The organism is Colwellia sp. BRX10-1 (assembly GCF_014077545.1).
In the GTDB taxonomy this organism is placed as follows: domain Bacteria; phylum Pseudomonadota; class Gammaproteobacteria; order Enterobacterales; family Alteromonadaceae; genus Colwellia_A.
The window spans coordinates 15965-42699 of the sequence record NZ_JACGWC010000027.1 but is presented as its reverse complement, the minus strand read 5'-3'; the positions used below and the strand labels follow the sequence as shown (position 1 = coordinate 42699).

24 protein-coding genes are annotated in these 26735 nt (G+C 38.7%); 13 read left to right on the top strand and 11 right to left on the bottom strand.

Features of this window, described 5'->3' with window-relative positions; translation table 11 throughout:
* The 6 genes from argA to argC form a co-directional block, all read right to left on the bottom strand.
* Positions 1-1320 carry an amino-acid N-acetyltransferase gene (gene argA / locus H4J75_RS16815; protein WP_182222756.1) on the bottom strand — a complete coding sequence of 440 codons (1320 nt, stop codon included), beginning with the start codon at positions 1318-1320 and terminating at the stop codon, positions 1-3.
* 102 nt (positions 1321-1422) lie between these two features.
* Positions 1423-3366 carry an argininosuccinate lyase gene (gene argH, locus H4J75_RS16810; protein WP_182170403.1) on the bottom strand — a complete coding sequence of 648 codons (1944 nt, stop codon included), beginning with the start codon at positions 3364-3366 and terminating at the stop codon, positions 1423-1425.
* A 2-nt stretch (positions 3367-3368) separates the two neighbouring features.
* Positions 3369-4640 (bottom strand): argininosuccinate synthase, encoded by a 1272-nt coding sequence (locus H4J75_RS16805; RefSeq protein WP_182216798.1) that lies wholly within the window; start codon positions 4638-4640, stop codon positions 3369-3371.
* A gap of 77 nt (positions 4641-4717) precedes the next feature.
* Positions 4718-5668, bottom strand: coding sequence for an ornithine carbamoyltransferase (locus H4J75_RS16800; RefSeq protein WP_182216797.1), 951 nt, complete (start codon positions 5666-5668; stop codon positions 4718-4720).
* A gap of 49 nt (positions 5669-5717) precedes the next feature.
* Complete coding sequence (argB, locus tag H4J75_RS16795) at positions 5718-6524, bottom strand: acetylglutamate kinase (protein ID WP_070375629.1); 807 nt, start codon at positions 6522-6524, stop codon at positions 5718-5720.
* Complete coding sequence (gene argC / locus H4J75_RS16790) at positions 6524-7558, bottom strand: N-acetyl-gamma-glutamyl-phosphate reductase (RefSeq protein ID WP_182222755.1); 1035 nt, start codon at positions 7556-7558, stop codon at positions 6524-6526. Before argC ends, argB begins: the two co-directional genes overlap by 1 nt.
* Before the next feature lie 185 nt (positions 7559-7743).
* On the opposite strand from argC, the gene argE reads away from it, so the two are divergent.
* A complete protein-coding gene (gene argE / locus H4J75_RS16785) occupies positions 7744-8892 on the top strand; it encodes an acetylornithine deacetylase (RefSeq protein WP_182222754.1) in 1149 nt (382 codons plus the stop codon).
* Between the two features lie 78 nt (positions 8893-8970).
* Here argE and H4J75_RS16780 read toward each other — a convergent pair whose 3' ends face one another.
* On the bottom strand, positions 8971-10872 hold the full coding sequence (locus H4J75_RS16780; RefSeq protein WP_182216791.1) for a beta-ketoacyl synthase: 1902 nt from the start codon (positions 10870-10872) through the stop codon (positions 8971-8973).
* A 126-nt stretch (positions 10873-10998) separates the two neighbouring features.
* On the opposite strand from H4J75_RS16780, the gene H4J75_RS16775 reads away from it, so the two are divergent.
* Positions 10999-12003, top strand: coding sequence for a GlxA family transcriptional regulator (locus tag H4J75_RS16775; RefSeq protein WP_182222753.1), 1005 nt, complete (start codon positions 10999-11001; stop codon positions 12001-12003).
* 159 nt (positions 12004-12162) lie between these two features.
* Entirely contained in the window at positions 12163-13281 is a 1119-nt protein-coding gene (locus H4J75_RS16770; protein ID WP_070375624.1) for a beta-ketoacyl-ACP synthase III, read from the top strand.
* A gap of 59 nt (positions 13282-13340) precedes the next feature.
* Here the strand turns inward: H4J75_RS16770 and H4J75_RS16765 are convergent, their stop codons facing one another.
* The gene (locus H4J75_RS16765) at positions 13341-13649 is read right to left on the bottom strand and encodes a metalloregulator ArsR/SmtB family transcription factor (protein ID WP_083277999.1); all 309 of its coding nucleotides are present in this window, start codon (positions 13647-13649) and stop codon (positions 13341-13343) included.
* A 118-nt stretch (positions 13650-13767) separates the two neighbouring features.
* On the opposite strand from H4J75_RS16765, the gene H4J75_RS16760 reads away from it, so the two are divergent.
* From H4J75_RS16760 to H4J75_RS16715, 10 genes are all read left to right on the top strand, one after another.
* The gene (locus tag H4J75_RS16760; protein ID WP_259366449.1) at positions 13768-16347 is read left to right on the top strand and encodes an RND family transporter; all 2580 of its coding nucleotides are present in this window, start codon (positions 13768-13770) and stop codon (positions 16345-16347) included.
* Positions 16348-16356: 9 nt separating this feature from the next.
* Positions 16357-17148, top strand: coding sequence for an outer membrane lipoprotein-sorting protein (locus tag H4J75_RS16755; protein WP_182222752.1), 792 nt, complete (start codon positions 16357-16359; stop codon positions 17146-17148).
* Between the two features lie 116 nt (positions 17149-17264).
* Positions 17265-18569 carry a hypothetical protein gene (locus tag H4J75_RS16750; protein ID WP_182222751.1) on the top strand — a complete coding sequence of 435 codons (1305 nt, stop codon included), beginning with the start codon at positions 17265-17267 and terminating at the stop codon, positions 18567-18569.
* Between the two features lie 142 nt (positions 18570-18711).
* Complete coding sequence (locus H4J75_RS16745) at positions 18712-19281, top strand: hypothetical protein (protein WP_182222750.1); 570 nt, start codon at positions 18712-18714, stop codon at positions 19279-19281.
* Positions 19282-19369: 88 nt separating this feature from the next.
* A complete protein-coding gene (locus tag H4J75_RS16740) occupies positions 19370-19999 on the top strand; it encodes a dUTP diphosphatase (protein WP_070375618.1) in 630 nt (209 codons plus the stop codon).
* Positions 20000-20251: 252 nt separating this feature from the next.
* On the top strand, positions 20252-20926 hold the full coding sequence (locus H4J75_RS16735) for a DUF2726 domain-containing protein (protein WP_182216781.1): 675 nt from the start codon (positions 20252-20254) through the stop codon (positions 20924-20926).
* Between the two features lie 694 nt (positions 20927-21620).
* Entirely contained in the window at positions 21621-22331 is a 711-nt protein-coding gene (mtnN, locus tag H4J75_RS16730) for a 5'-methylthioadenosine/S-adenosylhomocysteine nucleosidase (RefSeq protein ID WP_070375616.1), read from the top strand.
* Between the two features lie 178 nt (positions 22332-22509).
* Complete coding sequence (locus H4J75_RS16725; RefSeq protein ID WP_182222749.1) at positions 22510-23493, top strand: cobalamin biosynthesis protein; 984 nt, start codon at positions 22510-22512, stop codon at positions 23491-23493.
* Positions 23494-23498: 5 nt separating this feature from the next.
* Positions 23499-24128, top strand: a complete 630-nt coding sequence (locus H4J75_RS16720) for a trimeric intracellular cation channel family protein (protein WP_070375615.1) — start codon at positions 23499-23501, stop codon at positions 24126-24128.
* 138 nt (positions 24129-24266) lie between these two features.
* On the top strand, positions 24267-25253 hold the full coding sequence (locus H4J75_RS16715) for a sensor domain-containing diguanylate cyclase (RefSeq protein ID WP_182216776.1): 987 nt from the start codon (positions 24267-24269) through the stop codon (positions 25251-25253).
* A 17-nt stretch (positions 25254-25270) separates the two neighbouring features.
* Here the strand turns inward: H4J75_RS16715 and H4J75_RS16710 are convergent, their stop codons facing one another.
* From H4J75_RS16710 to H4J75_RS16700, 3 genes are all read right to left on the bottom strand, one after another.
* A complete protein-coding gene (locus H4J75_RS16710) occupies positions 25271-25594 on the bottom strand; it encodes a ribonuclease E inhibitor RraB (RefSeq protein WP_182216774.1) in 324 nt (107 codons plus the stop codon).
* Positions 25595-25661: 67 nt separating this feature from the next.
* Positions 25662-26147 (bottom strand): hypothetical protein, encoded by a 486-nt coding sequence (locus H4J75_RS16705; RefSeq protein ID WP_182222748.1) that lies wholly within the window; start codon positions 26145-26147, stop codon positions 25662-25664.
* Positions 26140-26679 (bottom strand): DUF4136 domain-containing protein, encoded by a 540-nt coding sequence (locus H4J75_RS16700; RefSeq protein ID WP_182216771.1) that lies wholly within the window; start codon positions 26677-26679, stop codon positions 26140-26142. Before H4J75_RS16700 ends, H4J75_RS16705 begins: the two co-directional genes overlap by 8 nt.
* Between the last annotated feature and the right edge of the window lie 56 nt (positions 26680-26735).

The following is a 26735-nucleotide window of genomic DNA, read 5'->3' as shown; positions in this document are numbered from 1 at the left end:
CTAAATATGTTTGATGTATACCTTAGATTTTCGTTGGAAGTTATACAGCTGTTTTTTACCTTCAGGTAAATCTTCCATTGAACTCTCGATAAAACCTTGTTCTCTAAACCAATGACCACTGACCGTTGTTAAGACAAATAATGAGGTTAAATGTTGATCAAAAGCCTTTACTTCTATGGCATTCATTAAGCGCTCACCTCGATTTCCATTGCGATAATCAGGATGAATCGCCACACAGGCTATTTCTCCTGAACTTGCTTCGGGATAAGGATACAAAGCAGCACAAGCAATAATAACATCTTCCTTTTTAAGTACCGTAAAGCGATCAATTTCAACTTCAAGTAGTTCTCTTGAGCGCTTCACCAGAATACCTTCCTCTTCTAAGGGGGCAATCAGTTCTAAAATGCCACCGACATCATCGATGCTAGCGGTACAAACTTCTTCTTTATGATCTTTAGCAATTAAAGTACCGGCACCATCGCGGGTAAATAACTCTTGTAGTAAAGCACTATCACTTTGGTAGCTCACGCAGTGACAACGCTCTATACCATTTTCTCCACTCTCGATTATCGCTCTTAATAATAATTGGCGAACATGACAATCTTTATCATCCAATAACGTTTTTACTCGCCGTACACTACAGCTACGAATAAGCTCACCCGACTCATCAATTAAACCATCCTCTTGAGTAAAGGTAATTAATTTATCCGCTTTAAGGGCGAGTGCTGTTTTAGTCGCGACATCTTCAAGTGCTAAGTTAAACACTTCACCGGTAGAAGAGTAGCCAATCGGCGATAATACCACTATCGAGCCATAATCAAGCTGGGTATGAATACCGACCGCATCGATTCGTCTTACGCTACCGGTATATTTATAATCGACGCCATCACGGACCCCTATCGGTTTAGCAATGACAAAATTCCCGGTGCTAACACGAATTCGCGAACCATGCATAGGCGAGTTAACTAAGCCCATAGTGAGTAAAGCTTCGATATGTAAGCGCAATGAACCCGTCGCATCTTTTACTGCAACCAAAGTTTCAGCGTCGGTTACTCTAATATTATTTTCAATATGGCGAGTAATGTTACGCTGATCCATACGCTCTTCTATCTGTGGCCTAGCGCCATGAACTAAGACTAACTTAACACCCAAGCTACGCAACAAAGCAATATCATGAATAATATTGGCAAAATTTGGGTGAAGCACGGCTTCGCCACCAAACATAAGCACCACTGTTTTTCCACGGTGCGCATTAATATAGGGCGCAGCATTTCTAAACCATTTAACATAATTTTGTTCGTTATTATTGATGCTATCCATTTTCTAAGTTGTAACTACCTATTTGTTTATCCCAAACGCTAGCGTTTAGGATCTTAGCTAAAGTAAATACCTTGCCTAAATCAGTTAAAATGACGACTGAAATTATGCCTGTTGAGGCTGACTAAGTATGTATTCCATGGCGACTTCATCAGCAGGGTCTTTATGTGGGCTGGGTTCGCTATCTTCAATAATATTATCGGCTAGTGAACTTTTATCAATTAAGTTAAAACCAAGCTGCTGAAAATATTTTGGAATATAAGTTAAAACAATAATTTGCTCTAATTCCATTTGATAGGCAAATTCTAACAAATACTGAATAAGTGCTTTGCCTTGACCTTGCTGTTGGGCATCATCTTGTAAAACAACTGAGCGTATTTCAGCTAAACCTGTTTGATAGATATAAAGTGATGCGCTGCCAACAACCTTACCGTCAAGCTCGGCAACAACAAAATTCTGAATATCATGAATAATATTGTCACGTGACCGTGGCAGTATTTCCCCTTTATCGGCCCAAAAGTTGGTCAGTTGATAAATACTATCAACATCAGACATTCTCGCTCGACGAACAGACATAGCGGCAGCACGTTGCGCATTTAAACGCTGTTTTACTTGCTTTAATGCCCTTTGAATTCTTTGTTTGCCTGGCGCACCAACAACTTGCTCATTTAAGATAGCTTCATTGCCAGACTGAGTAGTCGCCAGTGCTTTTTCAACTTGTGAACGAGAAGTACCGCCGAGTGCTTCACGCTTATTAAGTGTCGATTCAATAGAAAGATGCTGATAAACATCTTGCTCAATTCTATCGCTGAATTCTTGTAGTTGGCTTATCGTTAAATCTTCTAAAGGTACACCTTTGTCAATAGCAGCTAATACGACTTCACCAACAATATGATGTGCTTCACGAAACGGAATATCTTTACCGACTAAATAGTCAGCAAGTTCAGTGGCATTCGCATAGCCTTGTTGGGCCGCGGCTAATGTCCGTGAGCGATTTACTTTCAGACCATCAGCAACGAGTACTGCCATTTCCATACATTCTTGCCACGTATCAAGCGCATCAAATAAACCTTCTTTGTCTTCTTGCATATCTTTATTGTAAGCAAGTGCCAACGCTTTCATTGTGGTTAACATCCCCGTTAAGGCGCCAAAAACACGACCTGACTTACCGCGGATTAATTCACAGGCATCAGGGTTTTTCTTTTGTGGCATTAATGATGAACCAGAACTGACCAAATCACTCATTTCAACAAAGCCAGCTTCACCTGAATTGTAGAAAATTAAATCTTCGGCGAAACGTGATAAATGCATCATTGAAATACTGGCTGAAGCCAACAATTCAATGACATGATCGCGGTCAGAAACAGCATCAAGACTGTTCATGGTGGCCGTTCTGAAACCTAAGCGACTTGCCAGTGCATTTCTATCAATAGGATAAGCGGTACCGGCTAAAGCGCCTGAGCCCAGTGGCGAAACATCTAAACGATAAAGCGCATCTTTTAAACGGCCAATATCACGGTTAAACATTTCTACATACGCTAAACACCAATGGCCAAAAGTTATTGGCTGCGCTCTTTGTAAATGGGTATAGCCTGGTAGTACCGTATCTTTTTCACGTTCCGCTAAATTCATCATCGCTTGTTGTAAATTGACAAGAGCAAACAGTAAATCGCCGCCCTTTTCTTTACACCATAGCTTTAAATCAGTCGCGACTTGGTCATTACGGCTGCGCCCTGTATGAAGCTTTTTACCTAAGTCACCCGTTTTTTCAATTAGCTGGATCTCTACCCAACTATGAATATCTTCCGCATCAGACAACAATATTTGTTGCGGATTTTCTTCTACCGACGCTTTTAATTCTTGCAATGCTGCCGTTAAGCGAACCAGTTCATCTTCATTTATAACGCCTACTTCATGAATAGCTTGCGCCCAGGCTATTGAACCAACAATGTCTTGCACTGCCATGCGGTAATCTACCGGCAATGAGTCATTGAACTTCTTAAATTGTAAACTCGCCTTTTCTTTAAAACGTCCACCCCATAAAGCCATGATTATTTTTCCTTATGCTTTAGCACAGTATCTTTTTGAGAAAGTGCGGTGATCCTACTCGATAAGCTAAATAAACGAATAAATCCTTCGGCGTGTTTTTGGTCATAAACATCGTCAGCACCAAAAGTAGCAAATGCTTCAGAATACAAACTATTTGGCGAACGACGTTGTATGACTTGCGCCATGCCTTTATACAATTTAACAACGACATCACCCGTTAGTTTTTCAGCAAATGAGGCAGCAGAAGCCAATTGAGCTTTAGCAAGCGGGGTAAACCAGCGACCATCATAAATAACATGTGAAAATTCAAGACCAATAGATTCGCGATATTTAAGTGACTCTTTGTCGAGAATAAGTGACTCTAAACCTTTATAAGCCGCCATCAAAATAGTACCGCCTGGCGTTTCATAACAACCACGAGACTTCATACCAACCAAGCGGTTTTCGACAATATCGATTCTACCAACACCGTGGGCAGCTCCTTTAGCATTTAAGTACATTAACGCTTGATAAGCACCGGCACTGTTTTCCTGGCCATTACCAGAGAAGTCTATACCATCAATAGCAACAAGCTCACCGTCAGCAAAACTTAATTGTACTTTTTCAGGCTCATCAGGCGCATCCATAGGATCAACTGTCATGGTCCATACTTCTTTTGATGGCTCACACCAAGGGTCTTCTAACTCACCACCTTCATGAGAAATATGCCAAGCATTAGCATCACGACTGTAGATTTTAGTTAATGAAGCCGCACAAGGAATGTTACGTTCGGCAAGATAATCTAGTAAGTCTTCACGCGAAACCATGTCCCACTCACGCCATGGGGCGATAACAGTAAGCTCTGGCGCTAGTGCAGCAAAACAAGACTCAAAACGAACTTGGTCGTTGCCTTTACCCGTACAACCATGACACACGGCATCAGCACCCACTTTAAGAGCGATTTCTATGTGCGCTTTAGCAATAATAGGTCGTGCCATTGACGTACCTAATAAATATTGACCTTCGTATACCGCACCGGTTTTTAAAATGGGGTACACATACTCTTTTATGTATTCTTCTTTAAGATCAACCACGTAACATTCAGATGCCCCTGAAGCAATCGCTTTCTCTTTAACACCTTCAAGCTCTTCATCACCTTGGCCAACATCAGCACAAAACGCGATAACCTCACAGCCTTGATAATTTTCTTTTAACCATGGAATAATCGCTGAGGTATCTAATCCACCAGAATATGCTAATACTACTTTTTTGATTTGTTTTTTTGCTAAAGCCATTGTCTTATTCCTAACTAATCTTGATAAATTGTCATGCTGAATATAAATCAGCTGCTGACCTAATAATTTCTACACTATTATTTAGCTAATAGCGTAACGAGTACCGCATTTTGCGCCCACATTCTATTTTCTGCTGCTTGGAAAACTACCGACATTTCACTGTCAAAAAGTGCGGTTGTTATTTCTTCCTCTAAGTGCGCTGGTTGGCAATGCATCACAATACTGGCGCCACTGCCTTTCATCATTTGATGGTTCACTTGATAGGGTGCAAACTTCTCTAGAAGTGCAGCTTTTTTACTGGCATCTTCAAAGCCCATTGATACCCATGTATCGGTATAAATAGCATCTTGCGGCCCTAAAGCCTCAACATCTGATGTAAGTACCAACTTACTCCCTGACTTATCTGCAAAAGCTTTCGCTTTACTCAATAATTGTGCTTCTGGTTCATGCCCCGCTGGGCAAACCAAGGTAAAATCGACCCCTAGTATTGCAGCCATAAACATCAACGAATTGGACACATTGTTACCATCACCAATATAAGCAAGTTTAACCTTTGTTAAATCTATACCTTTACCTAAAACAAAATATTCTTGCAAAGTGACAAAGTCAGCTAGTGCTTGGCACGGATGATATATATCACACAGTGCATTAATCACTGGAATAGTTGCGTGCTCAGCTAAACCTTCGATGGCGCTGTTTTCAAAAACACGTGCAACGATAGCGTCAGCATAGCAAGAAAGATTTTTAGCGTAATCACTAACTCGTTCTCGCTCACCTAGTTTGCCATTTTGTTGGCCTAAATATAGCGCATGGCCGCCTAATTTGTTAATACCCATATCAAAACTAACGTGTGTTCTTAATGAAGGTTTTTCAAAGAGCATCACTACAGATTTACCCGCTAAAGCTTTACTATAGTCGCTAGGATGGTTTTTAATCTTTATTGCTAAAGCAATCAGATCAATTATTTGTGTTTTAGTCAGTTGATCATCTGCTAAAAAGTTTTCTAATCTTGTGTGTGTCGGTGACATGATAAGTCCTATCCGAAAAATCGTTAAATTAAGTGTGACTTAACTGTGGTTAATGTGGCTGAATGCGTGTGCCAATGGCATCACCCTTTATTAGATTGATGATTTGCTCAGGCGACTGCCAACTGGCAACCGCGATACTTCGTCGCAATTGGCTTGCTGCATGCAAAGCGGCATTAACTTTTGCGGTCATCCCACCAGCAATAACACCTTGCTCTATTAAGGAATTTGCCTGAGTTTTACTCAGTGAAGCAATATATTCGCCACGCGCATCTTTTACACCATTAACATCGGTTAGCAGTAGCAATTCGGCATTTAGTAACTGACAAATTGCGACAGCTGCATCATCCGCATTAACATTCACTAACTCACCATTGGCTAATGAACCAATAGAAGAGATAACCGGCAAAAAGTTTGCACTTAAAAGTGTATCGAGTAACTTACTATTATTTGCACTAGGCTCACCCACCATACCCAGGCCTTTATCGCTTAACTGACACGAAACCATATCACCATCGACCAGTGACAATCCAACGGCTTGCATGTGTAAACTTGCTGCAGTGGCAACAATCGCTTTATTAACACTACCTGCTAATGCACCCGCAATAAGGGGCATTTGCTCTTGAGGTGTAACACGTAAACCCTGTTTTTTTTCTGAAGTAAAACCAGCTTGGCTGAGTATTTCATCAACAACACAGCCGCCGCCATGCACTAGCACCACGGCTTGATTTTTTAATGTCGCGATAATTTTTAATAAATCAGCTAAAGCATCTTTTTTTTCAAGAATAGCGCCACCGATTTTGATCACTAATGGCTTGTTAGTTTTAGACGTTACTGATGTGTTTATTGTCTTAGTCATTAACTCTTTCCCAAAGTTACATTGTGCAACAAACTATATTCACTCGCTAAACCCAGAGAAATATTCGCACATTGCACCGCTTGTGAAGCAGCACCTTTTAATAAATTATCGATAGCACAACTCACCACAACAACTTGTTTTTCTTCATCGACTTGCCAATGTAAATCAGCAAATGGTGTATTAGCCACATTGTCTATTTTCGGCCAAGCGCCAGTTAAGCGCACCAATGGCTTATCTTGATAAGCGTTTAAAAAAGCTTCGTTAATATGTTTTGTCGTAATACCTGCTTTGATTTGCAAAGTGACAGTTGCCAGCAATCCTCTTTTATAAGGTGCAAGGTGAGGATTAAAAATAACCGCGGCATTAGCTTCTTGGCTTATCTCGGGTTGATGCCTGTGTTGTAAAATATTGTAGGGTGTTAGGCTGACTTCATAAAAGCTTGTCGCTAATGAGGCTTTTCTACCCGCACCGCTGACGCCGCTGATCCCATTAACAACAATGAGAGAGTTTTCAAGATGGTAGTTATTTACGGTAATCGGCTTAAGTGATAATAAACTTGCTGTTGGGTAACAGCCAGGTACAGCAACTAATTGTGTATTAGCAATATCATCTTGCTGCCATTCGGCTAAACCATAAGTTGCTTGGGCAAGCGCCGATAAGTTTTTATGTTCAAAACCATAGAATGTTGGATAATCTTCACTATTTTTTAAACGAAAACCACCCGAGAGATCGAAAACCTTAACACCTTTCTCAACAAAAGCTTGTGCCCAGTCAGCACTGAACTCATGCGGAGTAGCAAAGAATACCGCATCAAGCTTTTGTACCGTATCATCGAACCAACGCTGTGAAAAACAGACTAAAGGTAAATCACATACGCCTAAGTAACGCGGATGTAATTGCGAAAAGGTCATATCTGCCGAGCTACTGTTTTCTGACACCAGTAAATATTCAAGGGAAATTTTATCGTGCGCAGACAATAAATTAATCAGCTCTGCACCCACATATCCACTTGCTCCAATAACCGCGACTTTCATACAACCTCATCTATTAATTTTTTATTAACCTAAGGAAAGCAGAAAACAAATTATTTTCAATAGCCTTCTATATTTAGGTTATTTACACTAGAATAGGAAAATAACACCCAATGACTCGTTATGCAACAAATAAGCATAATTACCCATGGTTTTTTTTATTTATTCATTTTCAACTGTGAGCCACTATGAAAAATTTGCCCAACTTTACTGATTCATTAACACAACTTATTGCCAGTGCTTCTATTAGCTCGACACAAGCGAACTGGGATCAAGGAAATTTAGCAGTTATTCAACTATTGGCAAGTTGGTTTGAACAACTCGGTTTTAGTATCGACATTCAAGCGGTGCCAGAAACGCGCAATAAATATAATTTATTAGCAAAACTCGGTAGTGGAACAGGAGGATTGTTACTGGCAGGTCATAGTGACACTGTACCTTTTGATGAAAATCGTTGGCAGTCAGACCCGTTCAAAATTGTTGATAAAGATAATAAATTTTATGGTTTAGGCACGTGTGATATGAAAGGTTTTTTTGCTTTTATTTTACAAGTTTGTAAAGGATTAACCGCGCAACAGTTAAAAAAACCACTTTACATTTTGGCCACCGCAGATGAAGAAACCACCATGGCTGGCGCACGTTTTTTCACCAAAAACCAACAGATAAAACCCGATGTTGCTATTATTGGTGAGCCAACAAATTTGGTCCCTGTCATCATGCATAAAGGTCATATGTCCCATCGCATAACTATTCAAGGTCAATCAGGACACTCAAGCAAGCCAAGTTTAGGCGTGAATGCGATAGAAATTATCCATCAAGTGATTGGCCAATTAATGCAACTCAAAGAAAAATTGGCTCTCAATTATAGTAATCAAGCCTTTGATGTAAAGGAGCCAACCCTTAATTTTGGCGCAATACACGGTGGCGACAATGCTAATAGAATTTGTGGTCACTGCGAGTTAGACATTGATATGCGTGCCCTACCCGGCATGACTGACAGCGAACTTATCTTACTACTCAGTGAAGCGTTAAAACCGTTAGCTGAAAAATACCCTAATAGAATTTCATTTAGTGAATTGGATCCGAGTTCACCCAGCTTTGAACAAAGTAAAAACAGTGATTTTGTCACTATAGCCGAAGAAATAAGTGGTCATTCATGTTGTGCGGTAAACTATGCGACCGAAGCTCCTTTCATTCAACAACTGGGTTGTCAAACTATCGTTTTAGGTCCTGGTTCAATTGATCAAGCACACCAGCCTAATGAATTTCTAGCGCATAGCGAAATTGATAAAACTGAACAACTATTACTGAAGATGATCGAAAGGTACTGTTTATAAAGGTACAAAAAAGCAAAGCGATAATGCTTTGCTCTTTCGTTTTTACTTAGTATAACCTTGCAAGGGGTTAAGTTATGACTACACCATATCCGCAAACGGATTTTTACTGGGTAAGGCAATACTATTAGTAAAGCCGGTCATTGAGATATTTTCAGTGTTAATTTCAATATCATCATCACCTAGTACACCCACACCAAATTTATAAATTAATTCAAACTGTCCATTGTTGGCTTTTTCTTGATAGATACTTTGTTTCACTTCAACCGCAGATAACTTTTCTTGGTAACGGGTCATTTCTGCTATGCTATATCGTTTTTTCAGCATAGAGAGCGTTACGTCTGGTGAGAGTATAGTGGCCGTGGCATTGTTACCGCCAAAACCTTTTGAATTGATGAAAGCAACATCCATCGCTTCACACTGCCAGTGATCAAGAGCGATATTCAAGCGCTCATTATGTACATCATCGGCTATCGATTTAATGGTCGTAATACCCGGCATAATATTATGAGCAAAAACACCTAGCGCCATAGTGATTTGGTCACCACTTGCTGGTGCAATAGTATGGCCAACATAAGCTTTAGGCGCGGCTACCGGCCAATTATGAATATCAAAAGTTTCGGCCAAACGGTGATAAATTAACGACTCGGTGATACGGTTTTGTGGGGTACTTGAACCATGAGCTAATATAAAGCTACGCTTTTGTACCGACTCTTCCCCTAAAATACTTTTTGCTAATGCCACTGACTTCGCCATGGTAATGTAATTACCAGGACCTGGAGCGGTAATAGATTTTTTAATACCATCGGCATTAATGAATACATCAGCAACCGACCCCAAAGGTTTAGCGCCTAATTCAACGGCTAATTCGTCATCCATAATCACCAGAAAATGTGCAGCTTCACCAATAGTAAAACCACAATTTTCACCAAACGGGCGACTGGTATTACGATGGTCAGCTTGGCCATCAGTAATACCATCAAGTTTTTTCAAACCTTCTTCATTAGCCAATGCACTCATGTTACCGAAACCTTCAATAATTTCCGGTGTTATTGGGCTTTCACTACTGCCCACAATAGCAACACGCACTCGACCTGATTTAATATCTTGAATAGCATTGCGTAAGTTATAAAGAAAACTTGCACAAGCGCCAGTCGAAGTCGAGGTGGTACCCACACTGCCGGTCACATAACCATTAATAAAATCAGCTGACATGGTGTTTAAGCCCAACGCTAAGTTTTTAGTGGTAACACGATCGCCATGCAAACGATTTTGCAACATGCCCCCTAAACCTTCCGATTGCATTTGACCGAAAGCTGAAGAAGAATAAGTACCCACGTGGTCTGGGCTTACTTTTTCTAATATTTCATCCCAACTAAAGCCCGTTGAATGAATAGCGTCTGCAGCACCAAAAATAGTCGTTTGTAAGCCACGTGGCTGATAACGACTATTATATAATGTCGACGGTTCAAAGCCGGTAGGTAATTGCCCCGCTGCTTTAATCGGATTATCGCGATAACTACTATGTTTAATATCTAAATTATCAGTAATTTCAACCTTTACACGTTTATCTGCTAAGGGTGTTACTGTCCATGAGCGCGGTAAGGGTTTTGGTAATTCTTTTTCTTTAATTTCAAAAGTAATATTTTCAGTGCTCGGTGTTGCCGCCATATTTGTGTGGCAATGCGTCGCGTCAGGGTCAAAGTGATTATTTTCAATTTTACGGATAAGGGTGCCATCAAGAATTTGCTGGCCAAAACGTGCTTCTACTTCGCTTAATGCAACACTATTACCCTCAACGTCAACTAACTGACCTGCTTGGAAAGTTAAGATATTCATCAAAGTAGCAAGACCAACAAAAGTTTCTTGGCGTGCTTCTGCAGTTAATTTGTCGATAACAATACGACGAAAACCTTGATGAAACGAGGTGCGGCCAGCAGCGTTTACGCCGCCCATGCCAACAATAATAGGTAAAGCAGTCATTTATAATTCTCTTAAATACATGAGTCGTAATTCTTGTCACTAGTGTAAAAAGAAATACCAATAATTAATTGTCGTTTTCAGCCATAAATAATACAATAACAGCCAAATGTTGCAAAAGTTATTAATATGCCACTCAAGACAAGCCGAAAAACAATCAATGTTGCCTTGGTTTTATATGATCATATGTTAGCAACCAGCGTAAGCTTACCTATTGAAATGCTTAGAGCAGGCGAAGCTTTTGCTCGAAGAGAAGATAGGCAATCACCTAAACTCAGTATTGAAATGGTGAGCGAACTATTAGCCCCAGTGCGCACCAGAGCACTTATTAAGCTTTATCCCGATAAAGATATTGAGCATGCCCAAAGTCCAGATTATATTTTTATTCCTAGTCTTTGGCGCAACCCTAGGCCAATAATCAAAAAACAGCCCAAAATGGTAAGTTGGCTTAATCGTATGTGGCAACAAGGTTCAACGCTTATTGGTGGTGGTACAGGGGTTTGTTTTATTGCTGAGTCAGGACTACTTGATCATCATCCGGCAACAACACACTGGCATTATGTTGACCAATTCAAAAGAAATTACCCTAACGTTGAATTGAAACCAGATTTTTTTATTACCCAGTCAGAACGTATTTACTGTGCGGCAAGTTTAAATGCCTTAGCTGATATTACCGTTCACGTTATTCATCAAACGTACGGTGAGACTGCTGCACAACATGTTGAGCGTAATTTCTCTCATGAAATAAGAAAACCATATGAAGAACAACGTTATTTAGAAGGTGCGGTCGATCGACATCCTGATGAATTGATCACTCAAATTCAATTCTGGATGCGTACTAATCTATCATCAACATTATCGCTTACTGAACTGGCGTTACAATTTGGTATTAGCCATAGAACCTTTAGTCGGCGTTTTAAAAATGCTACCGGCGTTAAAGCCTCTCATTATTGGCAAAAAATGCGTGTAGAAACAGTCAAAGATTTACTATCATCAAGTAATCTGTCTATTCAAGAAATCGCTTTTCAGGTGGGTTATCAAGAGCAAGGCCAGTTAACTCGGCTGTTTAAGAAACAATTAAAACTCACTCCAAGAGACTATCGAGCAATGGTGCGTAAAAAGCTTTTTAATTAACGGTTAACGTCTGTCAAACAAGCTAAATTTTTGACAGTGCACTTTTATCAGTAACGGGTATAATCCATAACAGATAAATTAAAAGCATTGAAGTGCTTGTACTTTAATACAATAAGTCTCATGGTACGACCACTAGAAAATTACAAACGGAGAAAATACATGTCAATCGTGATCAGTGGTACAGGTCTATTTACACCACCACACAGTATTTCAAACGATGAATTAGTCACCGCATTTAATCAATATGTTGAAGACTATAATATTGAAAATGCCGCCGCTATTAACAGTGAGCAGTTAACGGCCTTAAAACCGTCTTCAAGTGAATTCATTGAAAAAGCATCAGGCATTAAAAGTCGCTATGTTATGTATAAAGACGGCGCACTTGACCCTAAAACCATGATGCCACTTATTCCTCAGCGTAGTGATGAGCAATTATCAGCACAAGCAGAAATGGCTGTTGGCGCCGCGAAACAAGCGATGGCTGCAGCAAATAAAACAGCAGACGATATCGATTTAATCATTGTTGCTTGTTCATACACACAACGCGCTTATCCTGCAATTGCCATTGAAGTACAAAAAGAACTAGGTTGTAAAGGTTGGGCTTACGATATGCTCGTCGCTTGTTCATCGGCAACCTTTGGTATTATGAATGCTTCAAATGCTTTGCATGGCGACACAGCAAAAACAGTGTTAGTGATTAACCCTGAACTCAATTTTCCACAAATTAATTTACGCGACCGCGACAGTCACTTTATCTTTGGCGATGTTGCAACGGCTATTGTTATTGAAAAACAAGCAACCGCTACGGCTGACCATTGCTTTAAAATATTAACTAAGAAGCCGATCACGACCTTTTCTAATAACATTCGTAGTAACTTTGGTCATATCAATAAATGTGATCCAGAAACCATGCTTGATAATGACAAAATGTTTGTTCAGCAAGGACGAAAAGTTTTTAAAGAAGTACTGCCAATGGTCTCTCAATTAATTACCGAGCAAATGGCAGAAGCAAATGTTGAAGCTAAAGATTTAAAAAGGTTATTTTTACATCAAGCCAATATCAACATGAATAACTTTGTTGCAAAGAAAGTATTAGGCCGTGACCCTATGGGCAATGAAGCGCCAATTATTTTAGACAAGTTTGCAAATACGGCTTCGGCGGGTTCTATTATTGCTTTTCACTTGAACCATGATGACATGGTTACTGGCGATAAAGCTTTAATCTGTTCTTTTGGTGCCGGTTATTCGGCAGGCTGTATCGTTATAGAGCATATTTAATTCTGCTGTGCGGTTAAGTCACTGAGAAAAACCTCTGTGACTTAATCGTTAATTAACCTTTAACAAAACTCACTATGTAAAAAAGTAATTAGCTTTACTATCGATGGATGAGCAATTGTGTAATATATCGTTTGTGATTCTCGGCGAGTTTTTACCAAGCCGTCTTTTCTCAATCGAGCTAAATGCTGTGATAAACTCGACTGGCTCAAATCAATAAAACCATTAAGCTCTGATACCGACATTTCTTTCTCACCTAAATAGCAAAGTATCAACAATCTATTTTCATTACTCATCGCCTTCAGTAACTCAGCGGCTTGAGTTGCATTACCACGCATTTCAGCTATGTCTATTTGAGTTTCATTATTCATCATTTGGGTCTTTATTGTCAGCAAAAAGTAAATATTAATTGATATTACATTAGATAGTGCTAATATAAAAGTACATTACATTTATCTAATATAATAACTTTTCAGTTAAGGATCCCTTTTGAATTACACCAGACTGCTGCAACTCGCTATTGAGAAACCTAAACTTGTTTACACCTTAGTCTTATTAATGGTGGCAATTAGTCTGGCGATGATGCCAAACCTGAAAATAGATACCGACCCTGAAAATATGCTGAGCAGTGATGCGCCAGCACGTGTTTTTCATAACCAAACAAAAGCTGACTTTCAAATGCGCGATATGATAGTCGTTGGAATTGTTAGTAAAAATAGTATTTTTACTCCTAATGCATTACAGGTTGTTGGGCAACTTTCAACAGAAATATTACAAATTGAAGGGGTTATTCAACAAGATTTATTATCCTTGAGTGTTGTTGACAATATTACCCAAGAAAAAAATAACCAAGGTGAAAATAACGGCATACGCTTTGAATATCTAATGAAGCAGGCACCGTCTTCACTCGAAGGCAGCTTAGCCATTCAACAAGCCGTAAAACGCTTACCTATGCTTAACAACACCATAGTTTCTGGAGACAACAAAGCGATAGCGATTTACGTGCCTATTCAAGCCAAAGACATGAGTTATAATATTGCTGAAAAAATTCGTACTATCAGTGGCAATTTTCCCGCAGAGTTGGTGGCTAATGTAGACTTTCATATCACAGGTTTACCTGTCGCTGAAGACCAATTTGGCTATGAGATGTTTGTTCAAATGGGTGTAGCAGCCCCACTTGCTGGTTTAGCTATTTTTGTTTTACTTTGGTACTTTTTTCGCAATTTTCCGTTAATAATTGCACCTATGGTGGTCGCGATGGCTACGGTGATTATAATCATGGGCTCACTCATCGGTATGGGCTTTACTGTTCATATTATGTCATCAATGATCGCTATATTCTTAATGCCAATAGCAGTGGTTGACTCAGTTCATATTCTCTCTGAATTTGCTGAAAAATATAAAACAGGTGATGATGCCGGCGATGTTGTAAAAGGTGTCATGAAGCATTTATATACGCCAATGCTTTATACATCAATCACCTCTGCTATCGGTTTTTATTCGTTAATGCTAACCCCTATTCCGCCGGTAAAAGTCTTTGGTGCTTTTATTGGTACTGGTATTTTATTGGCATTCGTGCTGACAATTATTTACGTCCCTGCTTATATTTCTCGTTTAAAACCTGAAACTTTAGCCAAATTGCATGACGCTATAGTGCGTATGGAGAAAAAAGGCAGATTAGCCAATGTATTAGAACGGTTAGGCAGTTTTGCTACTCAAAAAACCAAGCTTATTCTTATCGGCTTTGTTGCCTTATTTTTAATTAGTATTGAAGGCGTTAGTCGTATTGAAATTAATGATAATCCTGTTAATTGGTTTAAAGCAGATCACGAAATAAGAATTGCTGACAAGGTGCTTAATGAACATTTTGCTGGTACTTATGATGCTTGGTTAGTGTTTAACAATAACGAGGGTGACAATAACGGCGAGGTAAAAAAATTCAAAGAAGTTCTAGCAACGTTTACCGCTGATTCAGCTAGCGCTAAAAAAATTCATACCTTTATAAATAACGTTAACTCGGCTAAAAAAGAGTCATTATTCAATCAGCATTTGTTGGTTTTATTAGATGACTTAACGTTTTCTGCCCCTGATAAAGACCAGGTTATTATTGAGCAGTTAGTCAATATTGCTGATAGCGCTTTCAACGACAGCAAAGTATTTCTAGACCCCACGTTATTAAACTGGCAAAGCGACTTTCAACAAGCGTTACTAGCTACAGGTTTAGTTGGTAAAAGTAATGGCTTGGCTGATATCGTTAAAACGGTCAATCGTGAACTTTTCTCCGGTGAAGATAAAGACTTTACTCTGCCTGAAACGAGCAATGGCGTGGCGCAAACATTATTGCAATATCAGTCGTCACATCGTCCACAAGACTTATGGCATTTTGTCACTAAAGATTACCAAAAAAGTCTCTTATGGTTGCAAATGACTAGTGGCGATAATCAACACACCACCAAAGTTGTTAACTGGACAGAAACTTACATTACCAACAATCCAATGCCAAAAAATATTAGTTATCAATGGGCAGGTAAATCTTATTTAAACATTGTTTGGCAAGATGCGATGGTAAATGGAATGATCGACAGCCTATTGTCTTCATTTGTCATCGTTTTCTTGATGATGGTTTTACTGTTTCGGTCTTTCAAGTACGGTATTTTAGCCATGTTGCCGCTAACACTTACTATTTCGATGATCTATGGATTAATTGGCTGGATAGGTAAAGACTATGATATGCCTATCGCGGTGTTGTCGGCGCTCACATTAGGACTATCTATCGATTTTGCCATTCATTTTCTCCAACGTGCACGAGAATTAGAGAAAGAACTGGGCAGCTTAACACAAGCATTAACCGCAATGTTCCAAGAGCCAAGCCGAGCAATTTCACGCAATGCAATAGTTATTGCGGTTGGTTTTACCCCATTATTACTTTCACCATTAATGCCTTATATTACCGTTGGTTTTTTCCTGGCGAGTATTATGGCGCTATCGGCGTTAGTTACTTTAGTGCTATTGCCGGCATTAATGACCCTTTTTGCTGGTAAGCAAAACCTAAAAACTGAACAACTATAGGATATAAAGATGAAATATTTATCAAAACTATTGATACTGGTCTGCTCCCTTTCAAGTTTTGTTGGCCATGCTGGCGATCTAACCGATGCTAATAAAATTATTACTAAGGCAAATTTAGCCTCATATTATTCTGCTGATGATGGAAGTGCCCAAGCACGTATGATTATTGTTGATGCGCAGGGCAATAAGCAGATGCGACAATTTACCATCTTGCGTAAAGACCAAACCGATTTAGGTAACCAAGACATTTTAGTGTTCTTCTCTCGCCCCACCGATGTCCAAGGTACGGTATTTCGTGTAGTTAAAAAAGTCACAAGCGATGACGACCGCTGGTTGTACTTGCCAGCACTAGATTTAGTAAAACGTATTTCAGCCGGTGATAAGCGTACTTCTTTTGTTGGCGCACATTTTTTTTATGAGGATGTTTCAGGCAGAAACCCCGCAGAAGATAACTTTACCCTGTTAAAAACTGATAACAACTTTTATACGATCAAGGCTCAGCCTAAAGATCTAAACAGTGTTGAATTTGATCATTATATTGTCAGTGTTGATAAAAACACTTTTTTACCGATGCAAGTTGACTTTTATGACAGCCAAGGTAAAAAATCACGTTCTCTGCAAGTATTAAAAACTGAAGTTATTGATGGTTTTACCACGGTTATGCATTCAAAAATAACTCAACACTCCGATGGTAGCTATACTGAAATGCAATTTAGAAATGTTAAATATAATGTTGGCTTACCCAATGATATTTTTTCTGAGCGCAGTTTACGTAACCCACCGAAAGAGTGGTTAGATTAATAAGCTAAGGGTGATCGTATGAGCTCATCCTGACCCGTTTTAACTGCTGAAATTAATTCAGTATCGTGATTATTATGAGTCTTTATATCGCTTAACAAAAAATGGACAAAATTATTGTGCAAAAATCAGTAAAAAATTTCTTTTTTCTAGTGACCAGCCTCTGTGTCGTTAGCGCAAGTTTTGCCGCTAATGTTCTCGCAAACGAAACAGATAATTGGGGTGATGAGTGGAGCGAAGCAGCAGTTTCACCTTGGAAGTTTTCAGGTTTTGTTGAAGCCGGTTATGGCTATTTATTACAGGATAATATTGTTGAGTCAAACGCATCATTAAGTGAAATCACCACACGCGTTAATCTTGATTACAGTCATGAATCTTTTGAGCTGGTTTCAAAAGCAGAGTTAATTTATGACGATGTATTAAAAGATACTTTTTTGCAAACACGCGAATTAAATATCCGTTTTAGCCCCTCTGATAAAACAGATGTTAAGTTAGGTCGGCAAATTCTGACATGGGGTACCGGTGATTATATTTTCCTTAACGACTTGTTTGCAAAAAACTGGCAATCATTCTTCTCAGGACGTGATGACCAATATCTAAAAGCGCCTTCAGATAGTGCGAAAGGTACTTGGTATATTGGTCACTATTCACTTGATCTCACTTGGACTCCTGAGTTCACCCCTGATGTTTACATCACTGGCGAACGTTTTTCTTTTTATTCACCGCAAGCACAAGCCATTGTTGCACCCGCTGATAATTTTAGGGTAAAAGAAACCAATAAAGCACAATTTTCAGCGCGCCTTGCGACTAACAATAATGGCGTGGAATATGCGCTGTATGGTTATAAAGGTTTTTGGCCAACTCCCGTAGGTATTACAGAAGATAACAGTCAGCCACCACAAGCTTATTTTCCAGAAATGAATGCTTGGGGAGCCAGTGTTCGATTGTCATTAGCCGGCGGATTATTTAATGCTGAATATGCAAGTTATAACAGTATTGAGGATAATAACGGCACTAACCCTTTTATTGCTAATGGTCAAAATAGGTTTTTAGTGGCGTTTGAAAGAGAAGTAATTAAAAACCTGACCGCTAGCGTTCAGTTCTATGTTGAGCAAACCAAACATTATCAGCAATTTATTAGCCATTCTGCTACGCCAGCAACAGAAGTCGATGAAAACCGTCAATTATTAACCGTTCGCTTAACCTACAGAACATTGCAGCAAAAATTAATTTATAGCGTTTTTAACTTTTATTCTCCCACAGACAAGGATGGTTATCTTAAACCTTCAATTACTTATCGCTATAGCGATAAGTGGTTATTCTCGGCTGGGGCGAATTTATTTTGGGGTGAAGAAAAGTATACTTTTTTTGGTCAACATCAACAAAACAGCAATGCTTGGCTTAGAGTAAAAGCCCACTTTTAAATGACGCCAGCACTAAAGGCTCAATGTCTACAGAATTAATCTGACAATAACTTACAGTTTTTCAGCATATCCTAACAATTAGATCACTGAAACTTACCCGTAATAAGATGAGAATGGCTGTAAATCTTCTGCTGAGCTTATTATGAACAAAATTATTATCGTCATCTGTTTTAACATTTTGTTTTCTTTGAATAGTTACGCAATGCAATCTAATGATTATATTATTTCTATTAAGCATGCAACTAACGACAGTGACTATTATTCAAGTGTTGGCGTAGAGGTAATTCATCGTAAACTTAATAGTTATTTAGGTTTCTCGGTTAATAGCTCAATAGGCTATGCAAGGGTTACCGATACCTTTGATTATCAACATGGTTTTATTGCATGGGAAGGCGGTATAAAAATAGGTTATTTTTCTAACTTTAGTCTTTATGCTGAATTTGGCGTTGATCTGCTTGAGCTTGCCTTTAATGATCGAAGTGACGATGACTATTCACATAGAAATAAGGGCTATAGTACAGATTTCGAAAATGATAACTTTGACCATCATTACAATGACAACGATTCAGATGGCTATATAGGGATTGGTAGTTCGATGATGATTGAGCAAATAAAAGTTACAGCATTTGTTCGTTTTCGTGAAATAAGTGGTTATAACTGGCAAGCAAAAAACTATGCCTTTAGCGGTATTGAGTTAGCGGTAGTTTTTTAATTAAATTACCATCGTTTGTTTGCTTGTTTCTTTCTTTTCTCTACGGCAAAATAGTCCCCATAGATATTTACAAATAATAGAGAAAAAAATGAGCGCAAATTCAGCAGCACAAAATCAAATAAAACAAATGCTAACCATGCAAGACGCGATGAATACTCGTGTTAGTGATACCTGGCAAGAAAATGGTTATGAGTGGTATCGCGCCATTTGGGTTGAGTGTGCTGAAATGTTAGACCATCACGGATGGAAATGGTGGAAACATCAAGAAATAGATATTGCGCAAGTGCAACTGGAGTTGGTTGATATTTTTCATTTTGGATTAAGCTTACGTTTAATGACAGGCGAAACCGTTACAAGTATTACTGACACCTTAGCAACAGAACTCACTGAAAGCTCAGGCGAAAAAGATTTTAAAATTGCCCTTGAAAACCTAGCGTCAGCCGCCGTTACTAACAAAAGTTTTGATGCGATTGCCTTAGCTGATTGTATGCGTTTGATGAATATGGACCTAGATGAATTATTTCGTCAATATGTTGGCAAAAACACCTTGAATTTTTTCCGTCAAGACCACGGTTATAAAGAAGGGACATATATCAAAGTTTGGCATGGCGAAGAAGACAATGAAGTATTAGCTAATTTAGTTAATACCTTAGATGCCAGTGCAAGTGATTTTCAGCAACAACTTTATGCAGCACTTGAGGCAAAATACCCAGCATAATTATTCGCTCAAAACCTAATGAAGACTCTAGATAAATAATAACTAGAGTCTTTTAGCTTAAAATATATAGAATAAATTCTCCTTTCCGAACGGTCATTAATACACCCCTTTTATATTAAGATCTATGGCATAAATTCTCCTTAATTAACGGTTATTAAAAGAATCTAGCAAAATTATGATCTGTGGCACAAATTCTGCTTATTCAACAGTTATTAAGAAGACCGTCAAGAATTTGAACCGCCGGAGCAGTGTATGGAATTAATTCTCTTTGCCATGATCAGCCTAATTGTTATTGTCGCTTTGTTAGCTAGCCGCTTAAACGACAATAGTTTTCCTTTTCCATTTGATAAAAAGCAAAGTCTTTTTACGCCAGCAGAGAAGAATTTTCAGAATTTGCTCGAACAAGCCCTTGGTGGTAAATACCGTATTATTAATCGAGTAAAACTTGCTGATATTGTCACTATTCGTCATGGTGTGTCGAACAGAGCAAGCCAAACAGCATCAGCGAATGCCGAAAGTAAATACTTAGACTTTGCTATTTGTGATCGTGAGAGTATGAAGCTATGTGGCGTTATTGATTTAGTTGATACCCAAGGTAAAGGCTATAAAATCAAAAAAGACTGGTTTGTCAGCGGCGCATTAGAAGCATCTTCAATTCCTCATATTCGTATTAAAGTGAAAACTAATTATACCGTTGACGAGATCCGCGCTTGTATTTACAGTCGACTTTTAGGAAACAGACCACCAGAGCCAAAAATTAAAGGAAAAATTATTCCTGCTCCCATGCTAAAACCTCGACCCAATAGAAATAGAGAAGAAGTTGGCGCTTTGTCTCCTATTGCCGCTCGTGCGCAATTAGGCTCATCAACAGGCAATGCTATGTCGCAACGTATCCCTGCACCGCAAGTAGCCGCATTACCTCATTAAACTCTACAATAAAATCAACTCATTATTAAAATAAAAAGTCAGCGATTTAACTCGCTGACTTTTTTGTTTTCCCTTAGATATAATTACCGTGCTTGGCAGTTTTTAATGCCATAAAGGCTACATAAAGGCTGAGAGTGGCAATGTGATCGTAATATATCGTTGACGTATAATCTTGTGCCTATTGAACTCATACATAGAAAGACAGGGTGTCTGAGAAAGGCCATCCTGAACATATACGCTCTTTGCCATCTCGGTAACTGCTCCTGCGTTACTCTACTTCCTACATCCATGTAATCACAGCACCGCGTTATACCGTTGACGTGCAAGGATGAACTAATGCCTAGAAAGACAGGATGTCTGAGAAAGGCCATCCTGAACATATACGCTCTTTGCCATCTCGGTAACTGCTCCTGCGTTACTCTACTTCCTACATCCATGTAGTCACAGCACCGCGTTATACCGTTGACGTGCAAGGATGCACTAATGCCTAGAAAGACAGGATGTCTGAGAAAGGTCATCCTGAACATATACGCTCTTTGCCATCTCGGTAACTGCTCCTGCGTTACTCTACTTCCTACATCCATGTAGTCACAGCACCGCGCTATACCGTTCATCCTGAACATAAATATACGACATCTGGGAATCTTCACGTTATAATTGTTTTATTAGATGTTATCAACGAATTGGAAATAAAATGAAAGCAGGAATAATTGGCGCAATGGAGCCAGAAGTTGCTATTTTAAAAGCAAAATTAACTCATGCAGTAACAACCGAACATGCAGGTTATACCTTTTATCAAGGGCAACTCAACGGCAGTAATGTCGTTATTGTACAATCGGGTATTGGTAAAGTGGCTGCTGCCTTAGCAACCGCGATTTTAATTGATAAGTTCCAGCCTGACTATATTGTTAATACTGGCTCTGCTGGTGGTTTTGAACAATCACTAAAAGTAGGCGATATTGTCATTAGTTCAGAAGTTCGCTATCACGATGTCGATGTCACCGCTTTTGGCTATGAGATTGGTCAGTTACCAGGTAATCCAGCTGCTTATATTCCTCACCCGACACTCGTTAAAGCCGCACAGGCAGGTGTTGCTGAGTTGGAAAATATCCAGACCTTACTGGGTTTAATCACTACCGGCGATACCTTTATGACTGCTGATGATGATATTGCTAAAGCCCGCGCTAACTTTCCGACTATGGCCGCGGTTGAAATGGAAGGAGCCGCAATTGCTCATACCTGTCATCAATTTAAGGTGCCTTTTGTGGTTATTCGTTCTATGTCTGATATAGCAGGTAAAGAGTCTCCTACCTCCTTTGAAGCTTATTTAGAAACAGCTTCGGTGAATTCATCTCAGTTAGTTGAAAATATGCTCGACGCATTGCAAGGTAAAAAGTTAACTTAAGCCCTAAGTTTAATCGATACCAACTCCACTAATTTTGTGAGCTTGTTCGCGCAAGGAGAATATATCAAGGCAAGGCTGACGATTTTCTAATCACTGGCTATAGGCGTTGAGTGCGCAGCAGGTTTGGAGTATTTTAACCCGCACAAGTGAGCAATAATTTAATGGAATGGCTATAAATATGACTGCTAATAATCTAACAAACTTAATTGATATCAGCCCTTTCGCCTATTCAGTTGTCATGCTTTACGGTGTTATTTTGATTAAGCTTTTTACTGGCTATTTAGCGAGTCATCAACCCTTAAGGTTTTTTCGAATTTTTTGCGATCAGCTCGCCAAAAAAGTCAATAAAAGTAAGAATACTGACCGTCAGCGTTTTATTTCTGGCTTAATTGCTATTGCCGTTAGCCTTACGCCTATAGTCATTATTCTTTGGTTATTTGAAGCTTTTGTTGAGGCCACCTGGCTTTGGCAGGGATTTTTACTTTATCTTGCCTTAGGCTGTTTACAACTAGGAAAAACAAGTAAAGAGATTGCTAAGTTAATTGTCGCCAACAAAAATTTCGAGGCTAAACAGTTATTAAACCCCTGGCTGTTGCGAAATACCGAACAGCTTTCCTCTTTAGGCTTAGCAAAGAGCTGTATTGAAATGTTATTGCTTCGAGCGGTGCAAAATCTATTCACTATTAGCTTGGTATTTTTACTTTTTGGTCCGCTTACTGCTTTAGTTTGTCGATTGCTTATTGAGATGCATTACAGCTGGAATAACAAACAAAATAGTTTTCAACCTTTTGGCGACAGTGTTGCTTTTATTGTCAACATTATACAATGGCTACCTAGCCGTATTTTTTCATTAATCCTGCTGTTTGGTTGTATTGGCAAAAATTTCGTTTTATTTTTTCGGTTAAATCGCCGCTACTTTTTTCAATTAAATAATAGCTATGTGCTCAATTTATTTGCCTTGTCATTAGAGGTTAAACTTGGTGGTGTGGCTATGTATCAAAATATAAAATTACGTAAAACAAGTTACAACGATCACGGAAGGCAGCCTCAAGCTACTGATATTATTCATGCCAGCAAACGTATTAGCCAAGTGTTCTATTTTTGTTTTCTATTTTTAACACTACTGACATTATTTATTTACTCGTTCAATATCAATAGGTAACAAACATGTATGAACTTCTTTACTGGTTAGATTTATTTGGTATTGTTGTCTTTGCCTTATCGGGTGCATTAATGGCGGGGCGGTATAAGCTCGACCCTTTTGGTGTTGTCGTATTAGCCGCAGTGACAGCGATTGGCGGCGGTACCATCCGCGATATTACTTTAGATACGCCAGTATTTTGGGTTGCCAATCCCATTTATCTTTATGTTATTTTATTGACTGCAGTGTTAACAATTATCATTATTCGCCGTCCTAAGCGTATTCCAAAGCGCTTTTTACTGATTGCTGATGCATTTGGTTTAGCATTATTTGCTGTTTTAGGTACTGAGAAATCATTAAGTTTAGGCGCTCCTGTATTTGTTGCTGTTGTAATGGGCACCATTACCGGTGTTGCTGGAGGAATGATCCGTGATGTTATATGTAATGTTATTCCAATGATCTTACAAAAAGAAATTTATGCTACTGCTGCGATCTTAGGCGGCTCTTTGTATGCGTTATTTCGATACTTAGCTTGGCCAGAAAATATCGCCATCATTTCTGCAATTCTTGGCGCATTAACGCTGAGACTAGCCGCTATTTATTGGCGAGTTTCACTGCCAGCGTTTCATATTGTTGAAAAAGAAGAAAGTAAATAATGCCAGCTCAGTGCTTTACAGATGTCGATAAGTTGTTTGTTTCTGTTAGATAATTAAGAGATACTAAAGACTAATTTTTAATCACTTTATGATTTCATTAAGCGACTAAGCCATTAATAATACTCATCGAACTATTTTATGACTGATAAAGATAAAATCATTGAAAAACTATCCAACAAAATAGTCATGTTAACTCAAGAAAATGAGCTTATTAAAGATGAACATAAAAAATTAACTGAGTACTTATCTGCGGCTCTAGATAGAACTGGTTTATTTATCTGGGAGCAACACATACCTAGTGGGCAGTTAAAAATATTAGATCAAGCGTTTGGTAGCATGTGCGGTTTTGAAACCAATGAAATTGAATCAACAGTATCCTCTTGGAAAAACAACTTACATCCAGATGATAAAGAAAAAGTTATCGCTGCATTTGAAGAACATTTAGCGGGAATAACACCCTACTTTTATATGACTTACCGCATGAAGCACAAGGACGGAGGTGATGTATGGGTATCTGATCGCGGTAGGGTTATTGAATTTGATGATGATAATAATCCTTTACGTATGACAGGAACACATACTGATATTACCCAAGAAAAACTTTATGAACTAGAGTTAGCTCAATATGCTAATTTAGATCCGCTCACTAATTTACTGAACAGAAAAGCCCTTCAACATAATTTTGAAGTCTACACTAACACCAGTAAATATTGTGGTGGTGCCTTATTTTTTATTGACTTAGACGATTTTAAATCAATAAATGATATTTACGGACATAAAGTGGGCGATAAATTACTGCTGCATGTTACCAGTAACTTTGATGCCTTAGCACCAACAGACGCCTTAATTGCCCGATTCGGAGGTGATGAATTCGCGATTATTTGTAAAACAACAGATAGACTAGCCCTTGAATTATTAGCGCAGTCGATCTTAACAATATTAGCTAAACCCACTGAAATTGAAGGGATAAAAATATCAATTAATTTAAGTATCGGGATATGCGTTTTTGAAAAAAATAATGAAAGCTTTGCCAATATCTATGAGAGAGCTGACAAAGCGATGTATTCAGTGAAACGAAAAGGCAAAAATCATTATGCCTTTTGGGACGAAGACAAAGAAAGTTAAACGTCGAGTTCCTCTGTTTAAGCCTCCATTCCCCAGCCATCGTTATAGCCATTATACTTTGCAGCAAGTTGTTCAAGCTGTGCTTCTTGCGCGACAATCCCATCGTAGCAAGGTAGCATTTTTACAGTGCAATCTAAATCCCAAACATTAGGTGTTTCATCAGGATGAATGACTAATTCCATTTCAGGTGCATGTTCTGCTAAATAATCAGCCATTGCTTGGGCTTGTTCTTTTTTTTCGAACAATTGAAAAAACACGACGGGATGAATAATAGACAAATCAATACCAGCATCTTGCATTTCAGCCAAAATTTGGCCTGTTTCATCATTTGGAAAGGTCATAAAAGTTATTATCTGGGTAAAAAGTACTTCATTATAAACCGCTATTTTCTTCAACTCCACAGGAGAGTTAATTATTAATGTTTGAGTAGCTGCATAAATTATTCTGACAACTCAATTGACTCTTTGCGGGGTAGCGAGGACACCTTGCCACTGAACTCGACTCATCTGCTGTTTTCGCTAATAAAGAGGCGCCAATGGTATTAATAGCAAAGGCACATGTTAACTCTCCAAAGGTAATGTTAACTAGCACACATTGTTTTTTTGATGAGCAGGTTAAATTTTCTAGCAATATTTTTTGTTTGACCGAGACAAAGGTTTTACTTGTTAATGTATTCGTCTTGGCAGCAACGTTAACAAGAGAGGTTTCAATAACCGTGTTAAGCTTGTGTTTATTTCTTTTTTCTTTGCTTTTTTGAGCAGCCCTTTCCTGATCAAGCTGATGTTTTAAGTGCGTTGTTGCTATTTCATGTTCTTTTAATAAATACCCCAAGCCTAATAAAATAGTAATAAAAATCACTACGGCTATCAGTGTTATCGTTAACCATTTAAGCATTGTTAGCTTTACTTGCATCACGAGAATGAGGATATTTATCTATCATCGCATCAATAGCCCGGTAAATTTTCAATTGAGCCTCTCTACTATTATCGGTTTTAGCATTAATTTTCAAAGGGTAAACACTTCGCCAAACTGAACGTTTTTTTTCAGGGTCAAGTACATCAATAATTAAACTTCCCGGTTTAGTTTGCCACTGTTTTTTGTCCGCTTGCGCTTCACCGCCACGCAAACAAAGAGAACAATAAAGCACCCCTTTATTGTAGGTTAATAATTCCTTAGTGTTTTCATTAACAAGATGATAAGTAATCACAATATCAGCATCATCTAGCGTATTATAAATAAAACCATTCTTATCTAATACTTGCTCTATGGCTAATTCAATACTGTTACGCGTGGTATAACTAATATTTTGAAACTGGCCAAAGTCAGAGTTACGCTTATAAAAAGCGTAGCTGCTTACCTTTGAAAAATTAAAGTTAGTTTGATATTTTGAAATGGCCGGTTGGTATAATGTACAACCTGAGAGCATTAGTGCTGAAAAGCATAGCAAGGTTATTAAAAAAATAAGCTGAAAAGATATTGGCT